20 protein-coding genes are annotated in these 22,536 nt (G+C 67.9%); 3 read left to right on the top strand and 17 right to left on the bottom strand.

The genetic code is table 11. The features are described from left to right. From ACFPZL_RS02670 to ACFPZL_RS02735, 14 genes are all read right to left on the bottom strand, one after another. Positions 1-658: dihydroxy-acid dehydratase domain-containing protein (locus tag ACFPZL_RS02670; RefSeq protein ID WP_382334661.1), on the bottom strand; the 658-nt coding region annotated here is incomplete at its 3' end. 2 nt (positions 659-660) lie between these two features. Next, on the bottom strand, positions 661-1,827 hold the full coding sequence (locus ACFPZL_RS02675; protein ID WP_382332700.1) for an NAD(P)/FAD-dependent oxidoreductase: 1,167 nt from the start codon (positions 1,825-1,827) through the stop codon (positions 661-663). Between the two features lie 29 nt (positions 1,828-1,856). Beyond that, a complete protein-coding gene (locus ACFPZL_RS02680) occupies positions 1,857-3,314 on the bottom strand; it encodes an NAD-dependent succinate-semialdehyde dehydrogenase (RefSeq protein ID WP_218114766.1) in 1,458 nt (485 codons plus the stop codon). Between the two features lie 151 nt (positions 3,315-3,465). Then, positions 3,466-4,980, bottom strand: coding sequence for a PucR family transcriptional regulator (locus tag ACFPZL_RS02685; RefSeq protein ID WP_218114765.1), 1,515 nt, complete (start codon positions 4,978-4,980; stop codon positions 3,466-3,468). Positions 4,981-5,061: 81 nt separating this feature from the next. After that, positions 5,062-6,021 (bottom strand): 2-hydroxyacid dehydrogenase, encoded by a 960-nt coding sequence (locus tag ACFPZL_RS02690; protein WP_218114764.1) that lies wholly within the window; start codon positions 6,019-6,021, stop codon positions 5,062-5,064. Positions 6,022-6,070: 49 nt separating this feature from the next. After that, positions 6,071-6,400, bottom strand: coding sequence for a 2Fe-2S iron-sulfur cluster-binding protein (locus ACFPZL_RS02695; RefSeq protein ID WP_218114763.1), 330 nt, complete (start codon positions 6,398-6,400; stop codon positions 6,071-6,073). Continuing rightward, positions 6,400-6,927, bottom strand: a complete 528-nt coding sequence (locus ACFPZL_RS02700; protein WP_218114762.1) for an aromatic-ring-hydroxylating dioxygenase subunit beta — start codon at positions 6,925-6,927, stop codon at positions 6,400-6,402. Before ACFPZL_RS02700 ends, ACFPZL_RS02695 begins: the two co-directional genes overlap by 1 nt. A gap of 8 nt (positions 6,928-6,935) precedes the next feature. Next, on the bottom strand, positions 6,936-8,327 hold the full coding sequence (locus tag ACFPZL_RS02705) for an aromatic ring-hydroxylating oxygenase subunit alpha (RefSeq protein WP_218114761.1): 1,392 nt from the start codon (positions 8,325-8,327) through the stop codon (positions 6,936-6,938). A 123-nt stretch (positions 8,328-8,450) separates the two neighbouring features. Continuing rightward, on the bottom strand, positions 8,451-9,455 hold the full coding sequence (locus tag ACFPZL_RS02710; protein ID WP_218114760.1) for an ABC transporter ATP-binding protein: 1,005 nt from the start codon (positions 9,453-9,455) through the stop codon (positions 8,451-8,453). After that, positions 9,452-10,420 (bottom strand): ABC transporter ATP-binding protein, encoded by a 969-nt coding sequence (locus ACFPZL_RS02715; RefSeq protein WP_218114759.1) that lies wholly within the window; start codon positions 10,418-10,420, stop codon positions 9,452-9,454. The genes ACFPZL_RS02710 and ACFPZL_RS02715 overlap by 4 nt, the downstream gene beginning before the upstream one ends. After that, a complete protein-coding gene (locus ACFPZL_RS02720) occupies positions 10,417-11,349 on the bottom strand; it encodes an ABC transporter permease (protein ID WP_236021992.1) in 933 nt (310 codons plus the stop codon). The genes ACFPZL_RS02715 and ACFPZL_RS02720 overlap by 4 nt, the downstream gene beginning before the upstream one ends. Beyond that, entirely contained in the window at positions 11,346-12,422 is a 1,077-nt protein-coding gene (locus ACFPZL_RS02725) for an ABC transporter permease (RefSeq protein WP_218114758.1), read from the bottom strand. Before ACFPZL_RS02725 ends, ACFPZL_RS02720 begins: the two co-directional genes overlap by 4 nt. Before the next feature lie 46 nt (positions 12,423-12,468). After that, positions 12,469-13,587, bottom strand: coding sequence for a class II histone deacetylase (locus ACFPZL_RS02730; protein WP_218114784.1), 1,119 nt, complete (start codon positions 13,585-13,587; stop codon positions 12,469-12,471). A 71-nt stretch (positions 13,588-13,658) separates the two neighbouring features. Continuing rightward, on the bottom strand, positions 13,659-15,254 hold the full coding sequence (locus tag ACFPZL_RS02735; protein WP_218114757.1) for an ABC transporter substrate-binding protein: 1,596 nt from the start codon (positions 15,252-15,254) through the stop codon (positions 13,659-13,661). A 257-nt stretch (positions 15,255-15,511) separates the two neighbouring features. Between ACFPZL_RS02735 and ACFPZL_RS02740 the strand changes: the two genes are divergently transcribed. After that, a complete protein-coding gene (locus ACFPZL_RS02740) occupies positions 15,512-15,817 on the top strand; it encodes a YdhR family protein (RefSeq protein WP_218114756.1) in 306 nt (101 codons plus the stop codon). 85 nt (positions 15,818-15,902) lie between these two features. On the opposite strand, the gene ACFPZL_RS02745 is transcribed toward ACFPZL_RS02740, so the two are convergent. After that, a complete protein-coding gene (locus tag ACFPZL_RS02745) occupies positions 15,903-16,646 on the bottom strand; it encodes an SDR family oxidoreductase (RefSeq protein WP_218114755.1) in 744 nt (247 codons plus the stop codon). A 23-nt stretch (positions 16,647-16,669) separates the two neighbouring features. Then, positions 16,670-17,893 (bottom strand): MFS transporter, encoded by a 1,224-nt coding sequence (locus ACFPZL_RS02750; RefSeq protein WP_236021995.1) that lies wholly within the window; start codon positions 17,891-17,893, stop codon positions 16,670-16,672. A 391-nt stretch (positions 17,894-18,284) separates the two neighbouring features. Here ACFPZL_RS02750 and ACFPZL_RS02755 point away from each other — a divergent pair, with 391 nt between their 5' ends. Further along, positions 18,285-19,691 (top strand): aldehyde dehydrogenase family protein, encoded by a 1,407-nt coding sequence (locus ACFPZL_RS02755; RefSeq protein ID WP_218114753.1) that lies wholly within the window; start codon positions 18,285-18,287, stop codon positions 19,689-19,691. A gap of 77 nt (positions 19,692-19,768) precedes the next feature. Here the strand turns inward: ACFPZL_RS02755 and ACFPZL_RS02760 are convergent, their stop codons facing one another. Next, positions 19,769-21,781 (bottom strand): M13 family metallopeptidase, encoded by a 2,013-nt coding sequence (locus ACFPZL_RS02760; RefSeq protein ID WP_218114752.1) that lies wholly within the window; start codon positions 21,779-21,781, stop codon positions 19,769-19,771. Positions 21,782-21,814: 33 nt separating this feature from the next. On the opposite strand from ACFPZL_RS02760, the gene ACFPZL_RS02765 reads away from it, so the two are divergent. Then, positions 21,815-22,536: MATE family efflux transporter (locus tag ACFPZL_RS02765; RefSeq protein WP_382334666.1), on the top strand; the 722-nt coding region annotated here is incomplete at its 3' end.

Consider the following 22,536-nt stretch of genomic DNA (forward strand, 5'->3'; position numbering starts at 1 on the left):
CCGGCACCGTGCCCGCTCCCGGCAGGGCGAGGCCCAGCGTCTCGACCAGGCTCGCCATCGTGCTGGCCGTGCCCATGACCGGGCAGGTGCCCGCGGTCGAGGCCAGTCGCTGCTTCACGCCGACGAGCCGCTCGCGCGTCATCGTGCCGGCGCGGTACTGGCCCCAGTAGCGGCGGCAATCGGTGCAGGCCCCGAGACGCTCGCCCTCGAAGCTCCCGGTCATCATCGGGCCGACCGGCAGGATCACGGTCGGTCGGTCGACCGAGAGCGCCGCCATCGCCTGCGCGGGGATCGTCTTGTCGCAGCCGCCGACCATCACGACCGCGTCCATCGGCTGGCCGCGCACGATCTCCTCGGTCTCCATCGCCATCAGGTTGCGGAAGTACATCGATGTCGGGTTGAGGAACCCCTCGCCGAGGGAGAGCGTCGGGAAGACCATCGGCAGCGCGCCCTCCATGAGCACGCCGCGCTTCACGGCCTCGATCAGCTCGGGCGCGAGCCGATGGCAGTTGTTGAAGTCGCTCGCCGTCCAGGTGATGCCGACGATCGGGCGGCTCAGCGCCTCCTCGCTGAAGCCCATGCTCGAGGCGAAGGCGCCGCGGAGGTAGGAGGCGAACTCGGGGTCGCCGTAGTCGGTGAGTCCGTTGTCGATGCCCATGGCTACAGCTTCCGTCGGAGGTCGGCGATCTCGGGCAGGATGCGCATGTAGTCGACCAATCGGTTCATGGCCTCGACGCCCACGAGCCGGCCGCCGAGATAGCGCTCCACGAGCCAGCCGTCCTCCTCCTGCGTCACCACGTCGTTCGTCTCGACCGTCGGCGGCACCCAGCCGGCGAGCCGGATCGAGACGCCGACCTGATCCGACCAGAACGTCGGCACGCTGGACGCCTTGAGATCCTTGCCGGCGATCACGCGGGCGAGGTTCTTGGCCTGCGATGTGGCGTTGAACACCGACTCGACGCGGGCCTCGCCGCCGCTGCCGGTGCGGTAGCTGGCGACGTCGCCGATCGCGTAGACGCCCGCGACGGTGGTCTCGCACCGTTCGTCGACGAGGACGCCGCGACCGCACTCCGCGCCGACCGCTTTCGCGAGGTCGAGGTTCGCGAGAGCGCCGACGGCGAACACGACCTGATCCGCCTCGACCTCGGTCCCGTTCGCGAGGCGCACGTGCACGGTGTCGTCGCGCTCCTCGAGTTCGGCGACCATCGAGCCGAGGAAGATCTCGACTCCCCGCTCCTCGTGCTGCCGTTTCAGCCAGTCCGAGACGAAACGCGAAGCGCGGCCGGTGAGCAGCTGCGGGGTGGCCTCGACAAGCGAGACGTCGAGGCCGGAGGCGGCGAGCGAACTCGCCGTCTCGAGACCCAGGTAGCCGCCGCCGACCACGAGGAATCGCTTGGCCCCCGCCTCAATCGCCGCGTGCAGCTCCTGGGCGTCGGCGTAGGTGCGGATCGAGTGGACGCGGCTGGTGCCGTGCCAGGGCGCCGGTACGGCGCGCGCGCCGGTGGCGAGCACGCACACCTCGTAGCCGATCCTGCGGCCGTCCGACGTGCTGACGGTCCGGGCGTCGGGATCGATCGCCGTCGCGCTCACGCCGAGGTCCACGGTCACGCCGTGCTTCTCGTACCCGGCGGCGTTGAGGAAGGCCAGGCGATCCATCTCGACGCCGGTCTTCATGACCCCTTTCGAGAGCGGCGGACGGTCGTAGGGCAGATAGTCCTCATCGCCGATCAGGTGGATGCTGCCCGCGAAGGCTTCGCGGCGCAGCGACTTCACCAGCTCTGCCGCGGCCTGGCCGCCGCCGATGATGACAACGTCCGCGCGGTCCACGGCCCCAGGGGTCGGATGCGGGTTCAACATCAGAGGCCTCCGATGCAGAGGTACTTGATCTGCGTGTACTCCTCGAGGCCGAAGTGGGAGCCTTCACGACCGTACCCGGAGTCCTTGACCCCGCCGAACGGCGCCACCTCGGTGGTGGTCAGCGACTCGTTCACGCCGACCATGCCGAACTCGAGCGCCTCTCCGACCCGCACGATGCGGCGGTAGTCGTTGGTGTAGAAGTACGCGGAGAGCCCGTAGACGGTGGAGTTCGCACGCGCGATCACCTCCTCCTCGGTGTCGAAGATCGAGATGGGGGCGACCGGGCCGAAGATCTCGTGGTTCACCAGATCCATGTCGTCCGAGACGCCGAGCACGACGGTCGGCTGCACGAACGCCCCGGCCCGGGCGTCGCCGCCGACCACGATCTCGGCGCCCTGCTCGCGAGCCCGCTCGATCATGCCGGAGACCTGGTTCGCGGCCCCCTCGTTGATCAGCGGGCCGATCTGCGTTCCGTCCTCGATGCCGGCGCCGACGCGGAGGCGGCCGACCTCCTCGGCGAAGCGCCGTGCGAACTCGTCGGCGACGCCGCGCTGCACGAAGATGCGGTTGGTCGCGACGCAGGTCTGGCCGGCGTTGCGGAACTTGCTGGCGAGCACACCGGCGACGGCGCGTTCGATGTCGGCGTCGTCGAAGACGATGAAGGGGGCGCTGCCTCCGAGCTCGAGCGAGAGGTGCTTGAGCGTGTCGGCGGATTCTCGTGCGAGCCGCTTGCCGACGGCCGTCGACCCGGTGAATGAGATCTTGCGCACGAGCGGGTTCGCCGTGAACGCCGCACCGAGCTCGCCGCCGGATCCGGTGACGACGTTGAAGACGCCGGCGGGGATCCCGGCCTCCTCGGCGAGGATCGCCAGTGCGAGGGCGCTGAGCGGAGTCTCGGCCGCGGGCTTCGCGACCACGGTGCAGCCGGCGGCGAGCGCCGCGCCCGCCTTGCGCCCGATCATCGCCGAGGGGAAGTTCCAGGGCGAGATGACGCCGACCACGCCGAGGGGCTCGCGCTGCACGAGCAGTCGGCGGTCTCGGGTGTTCGCCGGGATCGTCTCACCGTAGAGGCGGCGGCACTCCTCGGCGAAGAATTCGATGTACGCGACGGACTGCAGGGTCTCGTTGCGCGCCTCCTGCAACGGCTTGCCCTGCTCGAGGGTGAGGATACGCGCCAGTGTCTCGACATGCTCCTCGAGCAGATCGCGCCAGCGCCGCAGGAGGACGGAGCGCTCCTTGGCGCTCGTCTTCCGCCACTCGAGGAACGCCTCCTGCGCGACGTCGACCGCCCGGTCCACGTCCGCCGCCGTCATCATCGGCGTGGTGGCGATGACCTCGCCAGTCGCCGGGTTCCGCACCTCTGCGGTCCGGCCGCTCTCGCTCGGAACCCATTCGCCGCCGATGCTGCCGCTGTTCAGCGTGAACACGGCCTCCAAACGCGATCGCACATCGGACATCTGTCGTCTCCTTCACCCGGATCCTTGCGCTCGCTCGAACGGCGCCTCGAAGTGGTCTCATCGTATGGCCGACGAAAAGCCACCCGACATGTGAGATTGCACAACTCTTCTGCAAAGGGATGACGTCGTGCACACATCCGAAGTGAAGCGGCTACCCCATCTCCAACGCGAGCACGGCGAGATAGAAGTTCACGAGCACCTCGAAGTCGTCGAGATCCGCGCCGGTCAGCTTGCCGATGAGCCGCAAGCGGTAGCGCAGCGTGTTCCGGTGTACGAAGAGTCGCTGGGCCGCCACGGTCGCCTGGCAGTTGCTCTCGAGGTAGACCTTGAGGGTCGAGACGAGCTGGGCGTCGTTCTCAGCGTCGTAGTCGATGAGCACCTTGAGGATCTGATCGCCGATGCTCTGCAGCGGCACCTTGAGGCTCGCGAGCATCAGGCGGGGCAGATGCATCGAGGTGCCCGAATCGGTCGAGGGGCCGGATCCCATCGCCCCCTGCGCCTCCAGCCAGGAGAGACGCAGCCCCGCCACCCCCTGATACGGACCTCCGATGCCGATGCGGGTTTCGCCGAGCCTCGCGAGGTGTCGCGTCGCGGCCTGCGCGAGGTCGTCGGCATCGACCGTCTCGGAGCTGATGATGGCGATCACGTCGTCGACGAGCGCGACCGTGTACTCCGCGGACTGCAGAGGGAGAAAGTCGTCGCTGTTCCACGGCACGTCCTCGAGCAGCCGCGGCGAGCAGTTCACCCGGGCGAGGATCACCCGGTTCTGATGGTGAAAGTCCACTCCCGCCCGGCTGAGTCGACGGTGGGCCTCGTGGTCTGCGAGGTCGCCCTGCACATAGTCGCCGAGCACCTGACCGATGAGCTCGCGCCGCCCGTGCTGCAGCGCCTGCCGGCGGGAGAGCTCGAGGGCGACGAGGCTCACGGCGAAGCGCATGAGCTCCGGTGCCTTGCCGATTCCGTGGGTGCAGAGGAACGCGACGCGCTTGTCGTCGATCTCGACAGGGTAGACGGACGCGCCGCCCATGACATCGCCATGTCTAACGCTGCCGCGATGCTCGATGACCGCCTCGGTCTCCCAAATCGTCGACGCGGGCTGATTCGCGATTATCCCGCCCCAGTAGTCGATCACCGCGACCGGCACCTCGATGAGCCGACGCAGCTGGCTGATCAGGCCCTCAACGCCGAGGCGGGAGGTCAGCGCCTCCGTGAGCTCGCTGTGGGCCCGCAGTGTGTCCTGGACGGCTGCGTACTTGTCGCCGAGCACGTACTCGACGACATACTCCCCGATCGACCGGAACCGGGTGGTGAGCGGCACGGCGATTAGCGGCAGCCCCTGTGCACTCGCGGCGTCGATCATCCGCTGCGGCACGCGTTCGTGTGTGAAGCCGAGGCCGATGCCGACTGCGGCCACGCCCGCCGAGGCGAGGCGACGCACGAACTGCTCAATGTCCGGGGAGTCGGGATCCGGCCAGGCGCTGCCCAGGGTGAGGATCAGTTCGTCACCGAGCAGGTACGGGGACGGGTCCACCATCTCGGTCACCGTCACCCAGCGCACAAGACGATCCAGCAGGTACTCCGGCGTCTGCACCGACTCGAGGTTCAGCCGCTCGTCTGCGAGCAGCATGCGCAACGTGGCATACCCGTTGCCCGCTCGCTCCCACACCTGATACCCCCTCGGAGACGTTCACCCGCACAGAAAAGAAGATGAGCCGGGCCACTGCGGCGGCCCGGCTCCCTTCTCAACTCAGGACGAGTGGATGTCGTCCCAGTTGAGCGGTGTCCGCGGCCGTCGACCCTCAAGCATATCCTCGAGGTTTTCGATGCCCAGCGCCACCATAGCGCGCCGCGTCTCGACGGTCGCTGAGCCGTTGTGCGGCTGCACGATCACGTTGTCGAGCGTGAGGAGCTCGTGCGAAGCCGGCAGCGGCTCCTCTTCGAAGACATCGAGGGCGGCCCCCGCGATCGTGCCGTTCTTGAGCGCAGCGATCAGATCGTCGGTGTTCACGACGGCGCCGCGGGCCATGTTGATCAGGTAGGCGGTGGGCTTCATGAGATCGAAGTCCTCCTTGACGAAGAACCCGCGCGTGCGCTCCGTCAGCGGGGTGTGGAGCGACACGAAGTCCGAGCGCTGCAGCATGTCCTCCCATTCCGCGTGGGTCGCAACGCCCGACTCGTCGATCGCCGGGTTCTTCGAGCGGTTGTGGTAGAGCACCTCGATGCCGAGCGGCTGCACGAGCTCGGCGAGGCGGCGGCCGATGCGCCCCATGCCGACGACGCCAAGGGTCTTGCCGTGCACGTCGTTGGTGTAGGGCGGCCACTCGCGCTCCCACGAGCCATCGCGCACGTAGCGGTCGTACTTCACGATCCCGCGCCCCAGCGCGAGGATGAGCCCGAGCGTCAGCTCGGCCACGGCGTTGTCGAGCACCTCGGGGGTGTTCGAGACCGTGACCCCGGCGGAGGTTGCGGCAGGCACGTCGACACTGTCATAGCCGACGCCGTGGTTCGAGACCGCGCGAAGCGTAGGCAGCTGGGCGAGCACGGCGGCGTTCACGGGGGTGCCGCCGTCCATGAACCATCCGGCGGGTTCACCGTACGCCGCGAACCCCTCGGTCGTGCCCTCGGGCACATCGACGACCCGGTACCTCTTCGCTAGACGTTCCCGGAGGTCGTCGGGAATACCGGACGAGATGAATACGGTCTCCACTGCTGTTCCTTTCATTCGGTGGTGAAGCAGCTCCGCGGTGCGCGGGCGCTCAGATGTCGAGCTGGCTGCTCGGGATATCGACCTCGATGCCGTCGAGCTCGGGCTCCATCGGGATCTGGCAGGCGAGCCGGCTGCACTCGCCCACCTCGGGGACGATGGTCAGCAGGGCCGCCTCGCTCGGCTCGGGCTCGGGGATCTTGTCGAACCACTCCTTGCGCACGCGCACATGGCAGGTGCCGCAGATCGCACCGCCGCCGCAGTCCGCGACGATCCCCTCGATCGCCTCCTGCCGGGCGCCCTCCATGAGCGTCCATCCCTCCGGCACATCGATCTCGACGGCGTCCCCGTCTTCCGACGGGTGGAATACGGCACGCACCATCAGATGAACACCGTCAATGCCTTGGCGAGCAGCACGCTCTGCTCGAGATGGACCGTGCGGTGCTTCAGCAACCAACCGCCCTCGGACTCGACGAGCGTGTCGATCCGCTTGCCGACGAAGTGGTTCACCTCGTCGTCGATGCGGTTCTGGTAGACGAACACCCGCGAGCGCGTCTGCACCTCGCGTTCGCCCATCTCGCCCTCGACGGAGAGCAGCACGGTGTTGGTGATCAGGTGAGAGACGCGCGAGGGCGGCTCCTCCGCCCAGTGGATGTTGGTGAGGATCTGCTTGACGCGTTTCTCGAGCGTCGTGTAGCCCTCGTCCATCCAGGCGTTGTCCTGCTGCTCACGGGTGAACTCGGTATCGCGGATGCGCGGCACGTTGCGCACGAGCGGGATGAAGTACCGCACCTCCGGGTGCAGCAGCTTCAGCCATTCGGCGTACTCGCGGTAGTCGAGCAGATCCGCCTCGCGGTAGAACCACTGCGTCACATCGTGGAGCAGTTCGATCTCTTCGAGCTTCGACATGGTGCGCCTCACTCCCCCTCGCCCACGGGCGTGGGCTCCGCGCCCGCCCGGTCCGGTCCGGGCCCCGTGCCCGGGTGCAGTTCGTTCCAGGAGTCCGCCTTCATGAACTCCGCCCAGCGCGCGTAGAAGATGCGCGCGTTCTCCTCGGTGAACACGCCGTTCTCGACGGCTCCTTCGAGGTGCTCGACCTCACGGGCATGTCCGAGGCCCATCTCGTAGTTGAAGTAGATGCTCCGCGAGATCTCGCCGCGACTGGAGTCGGTGGCGTACGACCAGTTCTCCATGTCGTCGGACTCGGTCAGGCCGCCGGGCCCCGAGTAGCTGAGGTGGTAATGGCGCGCCATGTCCTTGACCTCCTGCGGCGCGTCCCGGTCGACGAGGAAGATGCGCCACATCTCCATCTCGGTCGGCGAGATCGGATGGAAGACCGCGATGGTGCGGGGCTGCCGACCGTGGAAGGACATGTTGGGGAAGATGGTGCCGACGGTCATACTGACCCGGCGACCATCGCCGAAACGTTCGACCCGGCGGTCATGGCACTGGCGATAGTACTCGGCGACCTCAGGGTTCGTTGACCAGGTCGGGATGAATTCGGGCTCCTTGAAGTAGGGCATCTCGCCGATGACGCCGTGCCCAAGCTTCGGGAAACCGAGGGTGGTGAGCTCATCGGGCTCGTCGTCCCGACGCCCGGAGCCGCCGGAGGGGTTGATCCCGACCAGGTCGACCGAGCGGTGCGAGATGTCGTGGTAGTTGTCTCCGATGAAGTTCTCGGGCGCGAACTTCCAGTTCGAGGGGACGCGCCACTTGAGGATGCCGCCGATCATCTCGTTGTTGCCGGGCGAGCCGTCGCGGCCGTCGAGCGCGTAGTCGAGGTACTCCTTCATGTCGCCGAGGTAGTCGTCGAAGTCAGGGGCGTCCGGATCCCAGGACGCCCACACCGTTCGCTTGTAAACCTTGACTCGGGGAGCCCGGACGAGGCCCCACTCCTTCTTCTCGAGCTCGCCGTGGTAGTAGGTGGAGTGACCGGGCACACCCGCGAGATCGCCCGGGGTTTCGACGATGCGGCCATCCATCGAATAGGACCAGCCGTGGTAGGGGCACGAGAAGGTGCGGGCGTTGCCCATGTCGTTCCGACACAGTCGCATACCTCGGTGGGTGCAGGTGTTCAGCAGGACGTGCACCTTGCCCTCCATGTCGCGGGTGACGATGACGTTGTCGGTCCCCATCTTCGAAACGACGTAGTCGCCGTTCTTCGCGATCTGGTCCTCGTGGGCGACCCAGAGCCATGCCCGCGCGAAGACGTGGGAGAGCTCGCGCTCGAAAAGACCATCATCGATGAAGATTTCCCGACTGATCAGGCCCTTGTCTTGCACGATCAATTCGTCGATTGGCTTCGTCATCTCATCCTCCTTGACTTGACTGCTGCCGTCTGGTCGACGTGACGACTGCTCACGTCATCACGGTATTGAGCGCTCAACGCCCGGAACATGTCACACTGCACACGAAGACTGCCCTGCCTTGTCCTATCCGACAGTCTCGAGTTCGACATCGACGCGGTTCTCGAGCAATCGGCAGGCCGCGGCGCGTGAACCGCCGAGCTGGACGAGCACCGGTTCGACCCGGTCGCAGCCCTCGAAACGCGCCGGGCACCGCGGGTGGAACACGCAGCCCGAGGGCGCATTGGCCGGATCCGGCACCTCGCCCGTCAAGGTCACCGGCTTCCGGCCCGAGCCATCGGGTACGGGAATCGCGCCGATCAGCGCCTTTGCATACGGATGCTTAGGATCACCCCAGACCTCACGAGTCGGCCCCTGCTCGAACACCCGCCCGAGGTACATCACGATGACGCGCTCTGTGATCGCCCGGACCACCGCGAGATCGTGCGATATGAAGAGCAGCGCGATGCCCTCCTCGCGGCACACTTCGACCAGCAGCTTCGCCGCATAGGCCTGGGCCGAGGCGTCGAGCGCCGAGATCGGCTCGTCGGCGACCAGCACCTTCGGCTTCGAGGCGAGCGCGCGCGCCAGCGCGATCCGCTGCTTCTGGCCCCCGGAGAACTCATGGCTGTACTTCATCGCGGCTGCAGGCGGCAGACCGACCTTCCGCAGCAGGTCCGCGATCTCGTTGATCACGTTCACCCCGCGCTCGCCGCGGTTCTTGATCCGAGAGGCGATCACCTCGGAGATCTGCGCGCCGATCGTGCGCCGCGGGTTCAGCGCGGCGGCGGAGTCCTGGAAGATCATCTGCACCGGGAGCAGCCGCTCATCCCGCTTGCGACGCCCGAGCCTGCCGACGGTCGTACCGTCGAACTCGATGCTGCCGGCCGCGAGCGGCGCCAGCCCCATGATGCCCTTCGCGAGCGTGGACTTGCCGCAACCGCTCTCGCCCACGATCCCGACGATCTCGCCGGGCTTCAGTTCGAAGCTCACGTCGTTGACGGCCTTGACGATCGAGCGGTCACCCCGCTTGTACTCGATCGAGGCGCTCCGCACGCTCAGCAGCGGCTTCGCCGCGTCGGATCCGATCACGATGCGACTCCTCTCACATGGCAGGCCACCTCGTGCCCGGGGGTGAACTCGAGCAGCTTGGGCTGATCGATGTAGCAGGTGCGTTGCGCATACTCGCACCGCGGGTTGAAGCGACAGCCCTGGGCCCACTCTCCGGCCGACGGGGGCGTGCCGCGCATCGGCTTGAGGTCGATCTCGCCGCGCCCGCTGTCGTGCGGCACCGCGGCGAGCAGCGCCTCCGTGTACGGGTGGGTCGGGCTCGTGAACACCGTCGAAGCCGCGGAGGTCTCGACGACCTCGCCCGCGTAGAAAACCGCAAGACGGTCGGCGATGCTCGAGAGCACGCCGAGGTCGTGGGTCACGATCATGACCCCGATGTCGATCTGCTGCGTCAGCGAGAGGAGCAGTTCGATGATGCCCGCCTGCACGGTCACGTCGAGCGCGGTCGTCGGCTCGTCCGCGATCAGCAGCGACGGCTCGCACGCGAGGGCGATCGCGATGGCGACGCGCTGGCGCTGGCCGCCAGAGAGTTGATGCGGGTACGCCCGGAGCGTCTTCACCGGATTGGGCATCTGCACGAGTCGCAGGAACTCCTCGGCGCGCGCGCGAGCAGCCCGCCGGTCGACCTTCTTGTGCTTGCGCAGATGATCGGTGAGCTGCTTCTCGACGGTGAGCATCGGATGCAGGCTGCTCAGGGGATCCTGGAACACCATGGCGATGTCGCGCCCGCGGAGCTGCCGAAATTCGTGCTCGCCGAGGCCGATGAGCTCGCGCCCCTCGTAGCGGATCGAACCGGTGACCTTGGCGTCCTTCGGCAGCAACCCCATGACGGCCATCGCCGACATCGTCTTGCCGCTGCCGCTCTCACCCGCGATGCCGAGCACCTCACCACGGTTGAGCGTGAGCGAGACACCCTCGACGATCGGCAGCATCCGGCCGTTGGCCGGGAGCGAGATCGACAGATCCGTAATTTCGAGAAGACTCATTTCACCCTCCGCTGCACCGAGCGCTTCATCTTGGGATCGAACAGGTCGCGCAGGCCGTCGCCGAGCAGGTTGAAGGCGAGTGCCACCGTGACGATCGCGAGGCCGGGGAATACCGCGATCCACCAGGCATTGAAGTGCGTCATTCCGGCCGAGATCATCGCCCCCCACTCGGGCATCGGCGGCTGCGCACCGACGCCGAGGAACGAGAGGCTCGCGAGCAGCAGGATCGCCGCACCCACGTCCTGCGTGGCGAGCACCAGCATCGGGCCGGCCACGCTCGGAATGAGATCCACCGCGATCGAACGCGTCGAGCTCATCCCTGCGAGCCGGCTGGAGATCACGAACTCCGCATCCCGATAACCGACGACGAGCCCGCGCGACATGCGCGCGTAGATGGGCCAGCTGACGATGACGCCCGCGAGCACCGCGTTCTGCACGCTCGCGCCGAGCGCGGCGGCCACCGCCATCGCGAGGATGATGACCGGGAAGGCGAAGAAGAGGTCGACTAGACGCATCAGCACCTCGTCAACCCTCCCTCCGAAGAAGCCGGACACCATGCCGAGGAGCGTGCCGATAATCATAGCCGCGGCGACGAGGATGACCGCGAACACCAGCGAGATCCTCGCCCCATGCACCACCCGGCTGAACACATCGCGCCCCAGCTCATCCGTCCCGAAGAGGTACTCCCCCGTCGGCGGGCTGAGCCTGACGCCGAGCTGTGCCGACGGATCGAACGGCGCCACCTGATCTGCGAAGACGATGACGACCACCCAGACGAGCACAATCGAGAGGCTGATCGCGAAGAGCGGCATGCGGAGGATCCGCGCGGCGACATTCCAGGTGGCCCGCATCTTCATCCGGCGGCGTTCGCCGGGCCGCGGGATCGAGGTCGTGGTTTCGGGTGAGACGGCGCTGTAGTCCTGACTCATGAGAGCCTCACTCTCGGGTCGATGACCATGTAGAAGAGATCGACGATCAGATTGACCAGGATGTACGCCATGGAGACGAAGAGTGTCACGCCCATGATCGAGTTCAGGTCTGCCGTCGTGGCGGAGCGGTAGGCGTAGAGCCCGAGCCCCGGCCAGTTGAAGACGGTCTCGATGAGCACGGTTCCGGCCAGCAGGCCGCCGAAGGCGACACCGGTGACCGTCAGGATCGAGCCGGACGCGGCGCGCAGCACGTACTTGCCGATGACCGTCGAGGATCCCAGGCCCTTGGCCCGGCCGGCGCGCACGTAGTCGTTCCCGAGCACCTCGAGCACCGAGGCCCGCGTGATCCTGATGATGAGCGCGAGCGTCCCGAGTCCGAGCACGATGGCGGGCAGGATCAGATGCTTCATCGCGGATACCAGGATGGTGGCCTGGCCTGTCGAGATCGCGTCGAGGACCATGAAGCCGGTACCGCCCGAGATCTTCGGCAGCGCTGGATCCACTCGCCCGCCGCTCGGTAGCCAGCCCAGCTGGGCGAAGAAGATCATGATCATCACGATGCCGAACCAGAAGATCGGGGTGCTGACGCCCATCAGCGCGATGAAACGGGCGAAGTGATCGGGCCACTTGCTGCGGTAGACCGCCGCCGCCAGACCGATGAGCACGCCGAAGACGACCGCGAAAATGATGGTCGCGAAGACGAGCTCGAGCGTGGCGGGCGCATAGCTGAGCAGATCCTGCAGCACCGGGCGCTGGGTCTGGGTGGACATGCCCCAATCGCCGCGCAACAGGCCGGTGAGATAGATCCAGTACTGCACGGGAAGCGGCTCGTCCAGGCCGTGATTGGCCCGGTACACGGCCACGACTTCAGGGTCGGACGCGCCGCGCTCGCCGAGCGCCGCCACCACGGGGTCGATCGGCACCAGCGCCGTGAGCACGAAGGTGATCACGGTGATGCCGAGGCCCAGCAGCAGCGTCAGTCCGAGGCGCCGCAGGGCGAAGGACAGCACGGGGTGCCGGGAGAGCCGCCCCACGCGTGCCCTCGCCGTACTGACGGAAGTGTCTACTGCCACGTCATTCTCTCAATCACAGTGGTCGAAACGGCTCGGAACATGCGCGTCACCGGATGTCCGAAACCAGCGGCGCGGCCGCGTCGACGGCAGCCTTCTCATGGTCGAGCAGCACGTCGCCGCCCTTGGTGCTCACGATGGGGAAGTAGGCATCGTCGAATCCGGTGGAGACACCGGCCATCCGCTCGACTACCTTCAGCCCGCAGAACGGCACGTAGTAGGGGCTGTAACCGCCTTCCTGCACAAGGACCAGCCGCCCGCCGCAGACCTCGTCGGCCACGTCGAGCATCTGCTGCGCGATGTTCTCGTATCCGTCGGATCGGACCATCATCCGGGCGAGCGGATCCATCATCGACGCATCGTATCCGCTGGCGGCGATGATCAGATCCGGTTGAAAGGCCCGCAGCGCGGGGATCACGACGGTGCGGAACGCATACTCGTACACGGCGTTGCCGCCACCCGGCGGCAACGGGATGTTCACCGAGTAGCCGAATCCCTCGCCCTCGCCGCGCGAGGTCACGGGGCCGGAGTATGCGGGAAAGCAGTTCTCCTGGTGCACCGAGACGTTCAGGACGTCCGAGCGCTTCCAGAAGATGCGCTCCGCGCCGTTGCCATGGTGCACATCCCAGTCAACGATGGCCACTTTCTGCACACCGAGCACCTCGCGCGCGTATGAGGCGGCGATCGCCGCGTTGTTGAAGATGCAGAATCCCATGCCCCGATCGCGCTCGGCGTGGTGTCCGGGTGGATTCACCAGGGCATAGGCGTTCTTCACCGAGCCTTCGACGACCGCCCGTGCCGCGGCGATCGCACCGCCGGCAGCGAGCATCGCAATCTGATGACCGCCCTTGCCGAAGGGGGAATGGCCGTCACCGGCATCGCCACCCTTCGGCCAAGCACTTTCCGCTACGATCCGGTCGAAGTGTGCCCGATCGTGGACGCGAAGGATGTCCTCCTCGGACGCCAGCCCGGCCTCGATCGGTTCGAGATGCTTCAGCAAGCCCGAGGCTGAGATCAGTTCGTGCAGACGGCGCTTGGTGTCGGGGTGCGCGAATGGATGCGCGATGGGCTGCAACAGCTTAGTCGCGTCGGCCGGGGAGAGCCCGCCGGTTCCAGTGTCGACCCACCCGTACTGGGTGTCCCACACATATCCGGTTCCTGTCGCCATCGTCGTCCATTTCCTTTTCGGCGCGAAGGGTCGGGATGCGCCGACCAAGCGGTGGGCGCACCCCGACCGGGTTACTGCTCGAGCGTGAGGGCGTCGAGGTGAACGGTCCCCATCACATCCATGTTGAGGTTGCCGACACGCTTCGAGGTCACCAGCGCCTGGGGCACTTCGACCACGGCGATAAAGCGGTTCGTGTCACGGATGGCCCGCGCCCACTCCTGGTAGGCGGTCTCGCGGTCCGCGGGATCGATGGCCAGCTGCGCCGCTTGCGCCAACGCGTCGATCTCGGGAGCTTCCTCAGCCGTCCAGTGGGTACGCGTAGCGAGCAGCCCACCGGGGTTGTAGATGAGGAACTGGCTCGGATCCGCGTAGTCCGGCGGCCACGGCCACAGTGCTGCCTGGATCTTGCCCTCCTGGTTCGCCGTGCGCGAGACCTGCGTCGGTGCACCGTCCAGCGTGACGTTCATCCCAATCTCCTGCAGGTCGGACTGGATCTTCTGTGCGAAGAGACCCATGTCCTGGCCACCGACCGTGTAGTCGCTGCCGAAGGAGATCGAGAGTTCCTGATCCGCCATGCCGCTGTCGGCGAGCGCCTGCTTCGCTGCCTCGACGTCGCGCTGCAGAGCGTCGCCTTCGGAGAGGGCACCCAGAACCGTCGTGGGAATCACGCCGGTGGCCTGCGCGGCACCCTTACCGGCGACCTCGACCAGACCCTCATAGTCCAGGCCGAGCGCGATCGCCTTGCGGAAGTCCGCGTTCGTCGTCGGACCCTCCGAGTTGGTGAGCGCCATATAGATGAGCTGCGGAAGCGGTTGGCTGAGCACGTTCACCTTGCTCGCGTCGAGTTCCTCGACCTGAGGCGCCGACAGCGAAATGGTGAGGTCAGATCCGCCGTTCTGCACGTTCAGCACCTGCTGCTGGATGCTGCGCGAGTTCCGAATGATGATGCTCGTGAAATCCGGCTCATCGCCACGCCAGTTGCTGCTGAAGGCGAGATTCACCTCAGCGTTCGGCTCGTAGCCCTTCAGCGAGTACGCGCCGGTCCCGAAGGACTTCTGGGCGAACACATCAGCGGCAGTGTCCTCCGTCGCGGCCGTCTCGTCGGAGATGCCTCCCTCGGCCTTGATCGCCTCGGAATCGTAGATCGAGAAGTTACCCGCGGTGAGCATCTGGAGCAGTCCCGGTTGCGGGACTTCGCTCGAGATCACCACCGTGTCCTCCCCGTCAGCGGAGACCGTGAGCCCATCCATCAGGTACGAGGCCGCACCCTGAAGATTCTTCAGTCGGTCGTAGGCGAACACGACGTCCGCGGAGGTCAACGTGCCCCCGGACTCGAACGTCACCCCGTCGCGAAGCTTGAAGCGGTGCTCGGTAGCGTCGTCGTTGACCTCCCAGCTCTCTGCGAGCGCGGGTTCGATCTCATTGGTGCCGGTCTTGTACTCGACGAGGCCTTCGTAGACGGCCGTGGTCACGATGAACGCCGAGACGTCGAACACCGCGCCGGGATCGAGCGTTGTCATCTCGAGCCCCAGGTCGAAGATCAAGGTCGCGTCGCTACCGCCGCCCTCTTCCGGCTCGACCGTCGCGCCGGAGCACGAAACCAGCGCGATCGAGGCCAGCGCGGCGACCGAGGCCGCCAACAATTTTCGAGTGAATTTTCTTGCCATGGTTGTACTCCGTTGTGACTAGTTGGCAACCCGCTGAATGAACCTGCGAGACCCGTTCTCCGAGCGGAACAGCTGCTCCGGGTCGCTAACAGAATTCCCGCCTCTCGAACCAAGCTCTATATGCATCCGCACAATACTCCGGGAAGCCCGTAGTCGGGTCTGACAAGTCCCCAGCGGAACACCGGGGTCCAGCGCATCCGCGTCTCGGTAACGATTAGAGTTCAGGCACGCCCCGACCCTATCGAGAGGAGCGCAGCATGCCGATCGTGCTGATCATGGAGTACCGCACCGCGGGTCCCTTCGGCGCCGACGCCGCCGACGCCGATCGGGTGCTCGCCTCGGACATCGTCGGCGAGGCCGGCCTGCAGTGGAAGCTCTGGATCGAGGACGAAGCGGCCGAGCGCAGCGGCGGGGTCTACCTGTTCGACACCCGCGCCGACGCCGAGCGCTACGCGGAGCTGCAGCTCTCCCGTCTCGCGAGCGCCGGGATCGGCGAGGTCGAGGTGAAGTACTTCGACGTCAACGAGCCGCTCTCGCTCATCACCCGCGGCATCCGGCTCTGAGCACGGGCGTCGCGGCCCGCGCCACGACGGGTCGCCGCAGCGGCCGGGCGACCGCGCCGGGCTCAGGGGTTCGGGTCGGCCTCGGTCACTCCTCCGGCGTGACGTAGGCGACCGACATCCCGCCGTCGATCTTCAGGTCGATGCCGTTGATGTGCGAGGCGCGATCGCTCGCGAGGAAGACGACCGACTCGGCGATCTCGGCCGCCTCGGTGAAGCGACCCGTCGGCACGTGCACCAGGCGGCGCTGCCGCCCGGCCTCGTCCAGCCCGGTCGTGAAGAGCGGCGTCTCCACCGGACCCGGCGAGATCGTGTTCGCGCGCAGCCCCTTCCGTGCGAACTCGACGGCGACATCGGCCGTGAGCGCCAGCACGGCGCCCTTCGTCGCGGTGTAGGCGATCCCCGGAACCGCCGAGCCCATGCTGCCCAGGAGCGAGGCCGTGTTGATCAGCGATCCGCCGCCGCCGCGCAGCATGAGCGGGATCCCGTGCTTGTTCACCAGGAACATCGAGGTCAGGTTCGCGGCGATCGTCCGCTGCCAGACGTCGATGCCGGTCCGCAGGACGTTGTCGTCGTCGGGGAGCGCCACACCGGCGTTGCTGAAGAGCACGTCGAGCCGGCCGAAGCGATCGTCGATCTGCGCGAACGCGCGCGCGACCTGGGCCTCGTCGCTGAGGTCGGCGGTCAGGAAGACCTCGCAGTCCGTCGCCTGCTCGCGCACATCGAGACCGACCACGACCGCGCCCTCGCGGTGGAAGGCGGCGGTCGTCGCGCGGCCGATCATGCCGGCGGCGCCGGTGATCACGGCGACCTTGTCCTCGAGAAGTCCCACGGTGTTCCTTTCTTCTGCCGGATTCACTCCGGGTCTGCTGAGGCGGAAGGGGGTGCGCCCGCGAGGCGGGCCTGCAACCGGCCCTCCATGCGGAATCGGAGCACGGTCAGCACTGCGCCGATCCCGGCCAGCACCAGCCAGATCAGCTTGGGGTCGCCGAGCAGCGCGAAAGCGCTGCCGCCGATCAGCGAGGCGACGCCCATCCCCAGCGGGAAGGCCATCCCGTGCACGGCCAGGTAGCTGCCCCGCAGGTGGGGCGGGGCGAGCACCGACGACACCGTCGTCGCCAACGGCATGTTGATCAGCTCCGCCGACGTCCAGAAGGCTGCGGCGAGCAGGTACAGCCACAGCGCGTCCGCCAGCCTGTTCACGAGCAGGCCGCAGACGAGCAGGACCACCGCGACCGTCAGCAGACGCCCCGTCGTGAAGCGCCGGATGGCGCGGTCGAACGGCAGCTGGAGCAGCACGAGCGCGGTGCCGTTCACTCCCATGAGTATCCCGTAGTCCTGGGCGGTCAATCCGTCGCCCAGCATGAGCAGGGGCAGGATCACGAAGACCTGCAGGTAGAGGACCATGAACAGCCAGTTGAGGCCCGTGTACTCGACGAAGACGCGATCCCGCAGCAGCTCGCGCATACTCGCCATCGGCCGGGCCGGTTCCAACGGCCGTGCCGTGGCGGCTCCGAGGCCGTGCTGACGGGCGGGCTTCGCCGCAGCTGCGAACAGCGCGCCGATGACGATCAGGGTGGCACCCGTGCCGAACATCAGCGAGAAGTCGACTCCCGCCAGGTAGCCGCCGAGGAGCGGCCCGATGGCCAGCCCCGAGTTGAGGGCGATGAACGACCAGGAGTAGGCCTCGCGGCGGCGGGAATCCGGGACCAGCTGCGCGATGTAGGCGTTGCTGGCCGGCTGGATCACCTGACCGACGAGCCCGAACGCGAGGACGATCAGGGCGAGCGACCAGTTCGGGGGACCGAGGGCGAGCACGACCGCCGCGGCCGCGGTCGCGAGGAGCGACACGAGCAGCGGGATGCGCGGGCCGAGACGGTCGATGAGCGGGCCGCTCGAGAACGCGGCGGCGGCTCCGCCGAAGCCGTAGAGCCCCATGATGAACGCGGCGAGCGCCGAGCTGAACCCCGCCTCTGACTTCATGAAGATCGTGAGGAAGGACTCGACGAAGAACGCCGTCCGCGCGATGATCATCGCGATGATGATCATCCAGAAGGCGCCCGGCAGCCGCGGTCGCATCGACACCTGACCTCCGTAATCCCGGCGAGGGCTCGCCGGATCGCACCGGTGGAATCGCCATCCGTATCGCGCCACTCTATGGAAGAGCCGGCCCCTCGGCCAAGAGTCCGGCCGACCAAGCGCAGGCGGTTGCGCTGTCACTCTGCACAAGCGACTCGGGGGCCCATTGCTCGGTCGCCACGCGTCCCGTCATCCCGTTCCGACCCCGCCCTGGCTGTCATTTCGCATGAAGGAGTTTTGATTTGACCACCACCGTGCACTACGCGCGAGCTCAGTCGAGTTGGGAAGATGCTCTCATGGCCTCGCCCGTCGGGCGGGGCCGGCTTCGGCGCCCGCCCGAGTGACGGCACCGGTGCCCGCGCAGGAGCAGGACAGGACAGGAGCGCAGCGCATGGATATCTTCTCCCCCATCGACGGCAGCATCATCGCCGAGGTCCCCGACACGCCGCCCGCCGAGGTCGCGAGCGCCATCGGCACCGCCGAGCAGGCGTTCGCCGACTGGTCGCGGAGATCGCCGATCGAGCGCGGCCGCGTGCTCCGCCGTGCCGGCGAGCTGATGCTCGAATACGAGGAGCAGCTCGCGACGCTCGAGGCGAGGAACCTCGGCGCCCCCTACGCGGCGAGCCTCGCCATGGTGCGCCGCGCCGCTGGATCCTTCATCTACTTCAGCGAGCTCGCCGACAAGGTGACGGGCGACGTCATCCCGGTCGACGGCGAGTACCTCACCTACTCGGTACGCGAACCGCACGGCGTGGTCGCGGCCGTCGTGCCGTGGAACGCCCCCATCATCTTCGCGACCAAGAAGCTGGCCCCGGCTCTCGCATTCGGCAACGCCTGCCTGCTCAAGCCCTCGCCCGAGACGCCGCTCTCCGCTCTGCAGCTCGAGAGCATCCTGCTCGAAGCGGGCCTGCCCGAGGGCCTCGCCCGCGTGCTTCCCGGCGGCCGCGCCACGGGTGAAGCCCTGACCGGCGATCCGCGGATCTCACTGATCGTCTTCACCGGCCACGACGGCACCGGCAAGGCGATCGCCGCCGCCGCCGCGAAGAATCTCGTGCCGAACGCACTCGAACTCGGCGGCAAATCCGCCCAGCTCGTCTTCGCCGACGCTCCGACGAACCGCGTCGTCGACGGCGTCGTCAGCGGAGTCTTCAGCAACACGGGGCAGGCGTGCATCGCGGGCAGCCGGATCCTCGTGGAGCGCGGCGGCTCCGAGCAGCTCTTCCGCGGGCTCGCCGAACGCACTCGACGCATCACGACGGGCGACCCGCTGGCTCCCGGGACCGAGCTCGGCCCGCAGACCACGCTCGCCCAGAAGGAGAAGACCGACCGGATGATCCGGAACGCGGTCGAGGCCGGGGCCACCGTGCTCGCGCAGGGCGAGCTGCCGACCGCGCCCGAGCTGGCCGCCGGCTACTTCGTCCGCCCCACCCTCCTCACCGACGTCACACCCGAGATGGAGATCGTGCGCGAGGAGGTCTTCGGGCCGGTCGCCGCGGTGACCACGTTCACGACCGAGGAGGAGGCGGTCGCGCTCGCGAACGACACCGAGTACGGGCTCGCCGCGGGCATCTGGTCGACGGATGCCGCGCGCGTGCACCGCGTCGCCGCCGCGCTGCGAGCCGGGACGGTGTGGGTGAACACCTACGGCGTCATCTCGGACCGTGTGCCCTTCGGCGGCATCGGCCGCTCGGGCTATGGGCGGGAGGGCGGCCAGGCCGCCGTCGAGCTCTACACTCGGCACAAGGCCGTGTGGACCTCGTTGCACCGGGACGAGGCGACTGCCGACATCCTGCTCTGAGTCGCGGCGCGACCCCGGGCGCACGGCGGCGCCGTCGCCCGGGGTCGTGCACCGTGCTCAACGAGCAGGGCCGCGCGTCACCAGATCGCGACGCGCTCGGCGGGGTCGAGCCACAGCCCGTCGCCGGGTCGCGTGCCGTACGCCTGGTGGAACGGCGCTAGGTTGCGGACGATCTGGTTGCAGCGGAACTCGTTGGGCGAGTGCGGGTCGATGGTGAGCAGGCGCACGACCTCCTCGGGGCGCGACTTCTGCTGCCAGGCCTGCGCCCAGGCGAGGAAGAAGCGCTCGCCGGCGGTCAGCCCCTCGACCACCGGCGGCTCCGCGCCGTCCAACGAGATCAGGTAGGCCTTCCACGCGATCTCGAGCCCCGAGAGGTCGCCGATGTTCTCGCCGATCGTGAGCTCGCCGTTCACCGCCTGCCCATCGGAGCCTTCCGGGGAGAGGGCGTCGTACTGCGCGATGAGCGCCCTCGTGCGCGCCTCGAACGCCGTTCTGTCCTCCGCCGTCCACCAGTCGGAGAGCCTGCCGTCGCCGTCGTACTGCGAGCCCTGGTCGTCGAAGCCGTGCCCGATCTCGTGCCCGATCACCGCGCCGATCGCCCCGTAGTTGGCCGCCGCATCCCAGTCCGCGTCGAAGAACGGCGGCTGCAGGATCGCGGCAGGGAAGACGATCTCGTTGAAGCCGGGGTTGTAGTAGGCGTTGACCGTCTGCGGGGTCATGAACCACTCGTCGCGGTCGATCGGCTTGCCGACCTTGCCGAGTTCGCGCCGGTACTCCACGTCGGCGACGCGGCGCGAGTTCCCCAGCAGGTCGCCGGCGTCGACCGTGAGCGTCGAGTAGTCGCGCCACTTCACCGGGTAGCCGACCTTCGGCGTGAACTTCTCGAGCTTCTCGAGTGCGCGCTGCTTCGTCTCGTCGCCCATCCAGTCGAGGTCCAGGATCGACCGGCGGTACGCCTCCACGAGGTGCCCGACGAGCACGTCCATCGAGGCCTTCGCGGACTCGTCGAAGTGCCGTTCGACGTAGAGGCGGCCCACGGCTTCGCCCATGGCGCCCTCGACGAACGAGACGCCGCGGCGCCAGCGATCCCGCTGCTCCGTCGCCCCGGTGAGCGCGGTCCCGTAGAAGTCGAAGTTCGCCTTCGAGATCTCCTGCGACAGCAGCGCTGCGGATCCGCGCACGATCTGCCAGACCAGCCAGGCGCGCCAGGCGTCGAGCTCCCCCTCGACCAGCAGGCCGGCGAGCCCGGCGACGGCTTCGGGCTGGCCGACGACGACCTCCGCGAAGGCCGCCTCGGGGGCGCCGACCGCCTCCAGGTAGGCGGCCCAGTCGAGCGTCGGCGTCAGCTCCTGCAGCTGCTCGGCGGTGCGCAGGTTGTAGAGCTTCTGGATGTCCCGGCTGTCGACCCGATCCCAATGCGATGCGGCGATCCGCCCCTCGAGCTCGTATGCGAGGCCGGCCAGGCGATCGGCCTCGCCCGCCTCGATGCCCGCGAGGCCGAGCATGCGGGCGATGTGCGCCCGGTACTGCTCGCGGATCGCGGCGAACTGCTCCTCGCGGTAGTAGGACTCGTCGGGCAGGCCGATGCCGCCCTGCATGACGAAGACGATGTAGCGGGTCGGATCGCCGGGATCGTTGTCGACGCCGACCCCGTAGAAGCCGCCCAGACCCTGCCTCTCCAGCTCGCCGACGAGCGCGATGAGCTCGGGGATCGACTCCACCGCGCGGGCCCGCTCGAGGTCGGCGGCGATCGGTGCGGCGCCCAGCGCGTCGGCCCGATCCACGTCCATGAACGCGGCGTAGAGCGCGGCGATCTTCTCGGTCTCCCGATCCTCGCCACCTTCGATGGGCCCGAGCTGCGGCGCCGGCATTCCGGTGATGATGTCGCGCACCGCGGCCTCGGCGTTCTCGGCGAGCACTGCGAAGGATCCGTAGCGCGCCTTGTCGGCGGGGATCTCGGTCCGCTCGATCCACTTGCCGTTGACGTGCAGGAAGAGGTCGTCCTGCGGACGTACGCCGGCGTCGAGCTCGGCGAGGTCGATGCCGGAGGGGCCGTAGTTGCCGGGCGCGGTAGAGATGGGAGAAGTCATGCGACCACACTATCCGCCGCTACCGTAGTCAGCATGGTCGACATCGAGGGTGCGCGGACCCGGCGGCGCGACACGGATCGGCGCATCGCCGGACTCGCCGTGCCGGCGCTCGGCGCGCTCATCGCCGAGCCGCTCTTCCTCGTCGTGGACTCCGCCCTCATCGGGCACCTCGGCGCCGCACCGCTCGCCGGACTCGCGATCGCTTCGGCGGTCCTGCAGACTGCGGTCGGGCTGATGATCTTCCTCGCCTACTCCACGACGCCCCTCGTCGCCCGGCGCCGGGCAGCGGGAGACGAGCGCGGTGCCGTGCAGGCCGGCATCGACGGGCTCTGGCTGGCTCTCGGGCTCGGCATCGCGGTCGGTGCCGCGCTCGCGATCGGGAGCGGGCCCCTGGTGGCGGCCTTCGGCGCCGACGCGGTCACGTCGGGTCAGGCGCTCAGCTACCTCGTCATCTCGTGCCTCGGCATCCCGGCCATGCTCCTCGTCTTCGCGGCGAGCGGCCTCCTGCGGGGGATGCAGGACACCCGCACCCCGCTGGCCGTCGCGACCATCGGCTTCGCGGCCAACGCGCTGCTGAACTGGTGGTTCATCTACGGCTTCGGCTGGGGGATCGCCGGCAGCGCGTGCGGGACGGTGCTGGCGCAGTGGGGCATGGTCGCGGTCTACCTCGTGGTCGTCGCGCGGCACCGGCGCCGTGTCGGCGCCGGGATCCTCCCCCGTCGCGACGGACTCTCGCAGGCCGGCCGCAGCGGCGG

It is taken from the genome of Leucobacter soli (assembly GCF_042659205.1).
Classification (GTDB): domain Bacteria; phylum Actinomycetota; class Actinomycetes; order Actinomycetales; family Microbacteriaceae; genus Leucobacter; species Leucobacter soli.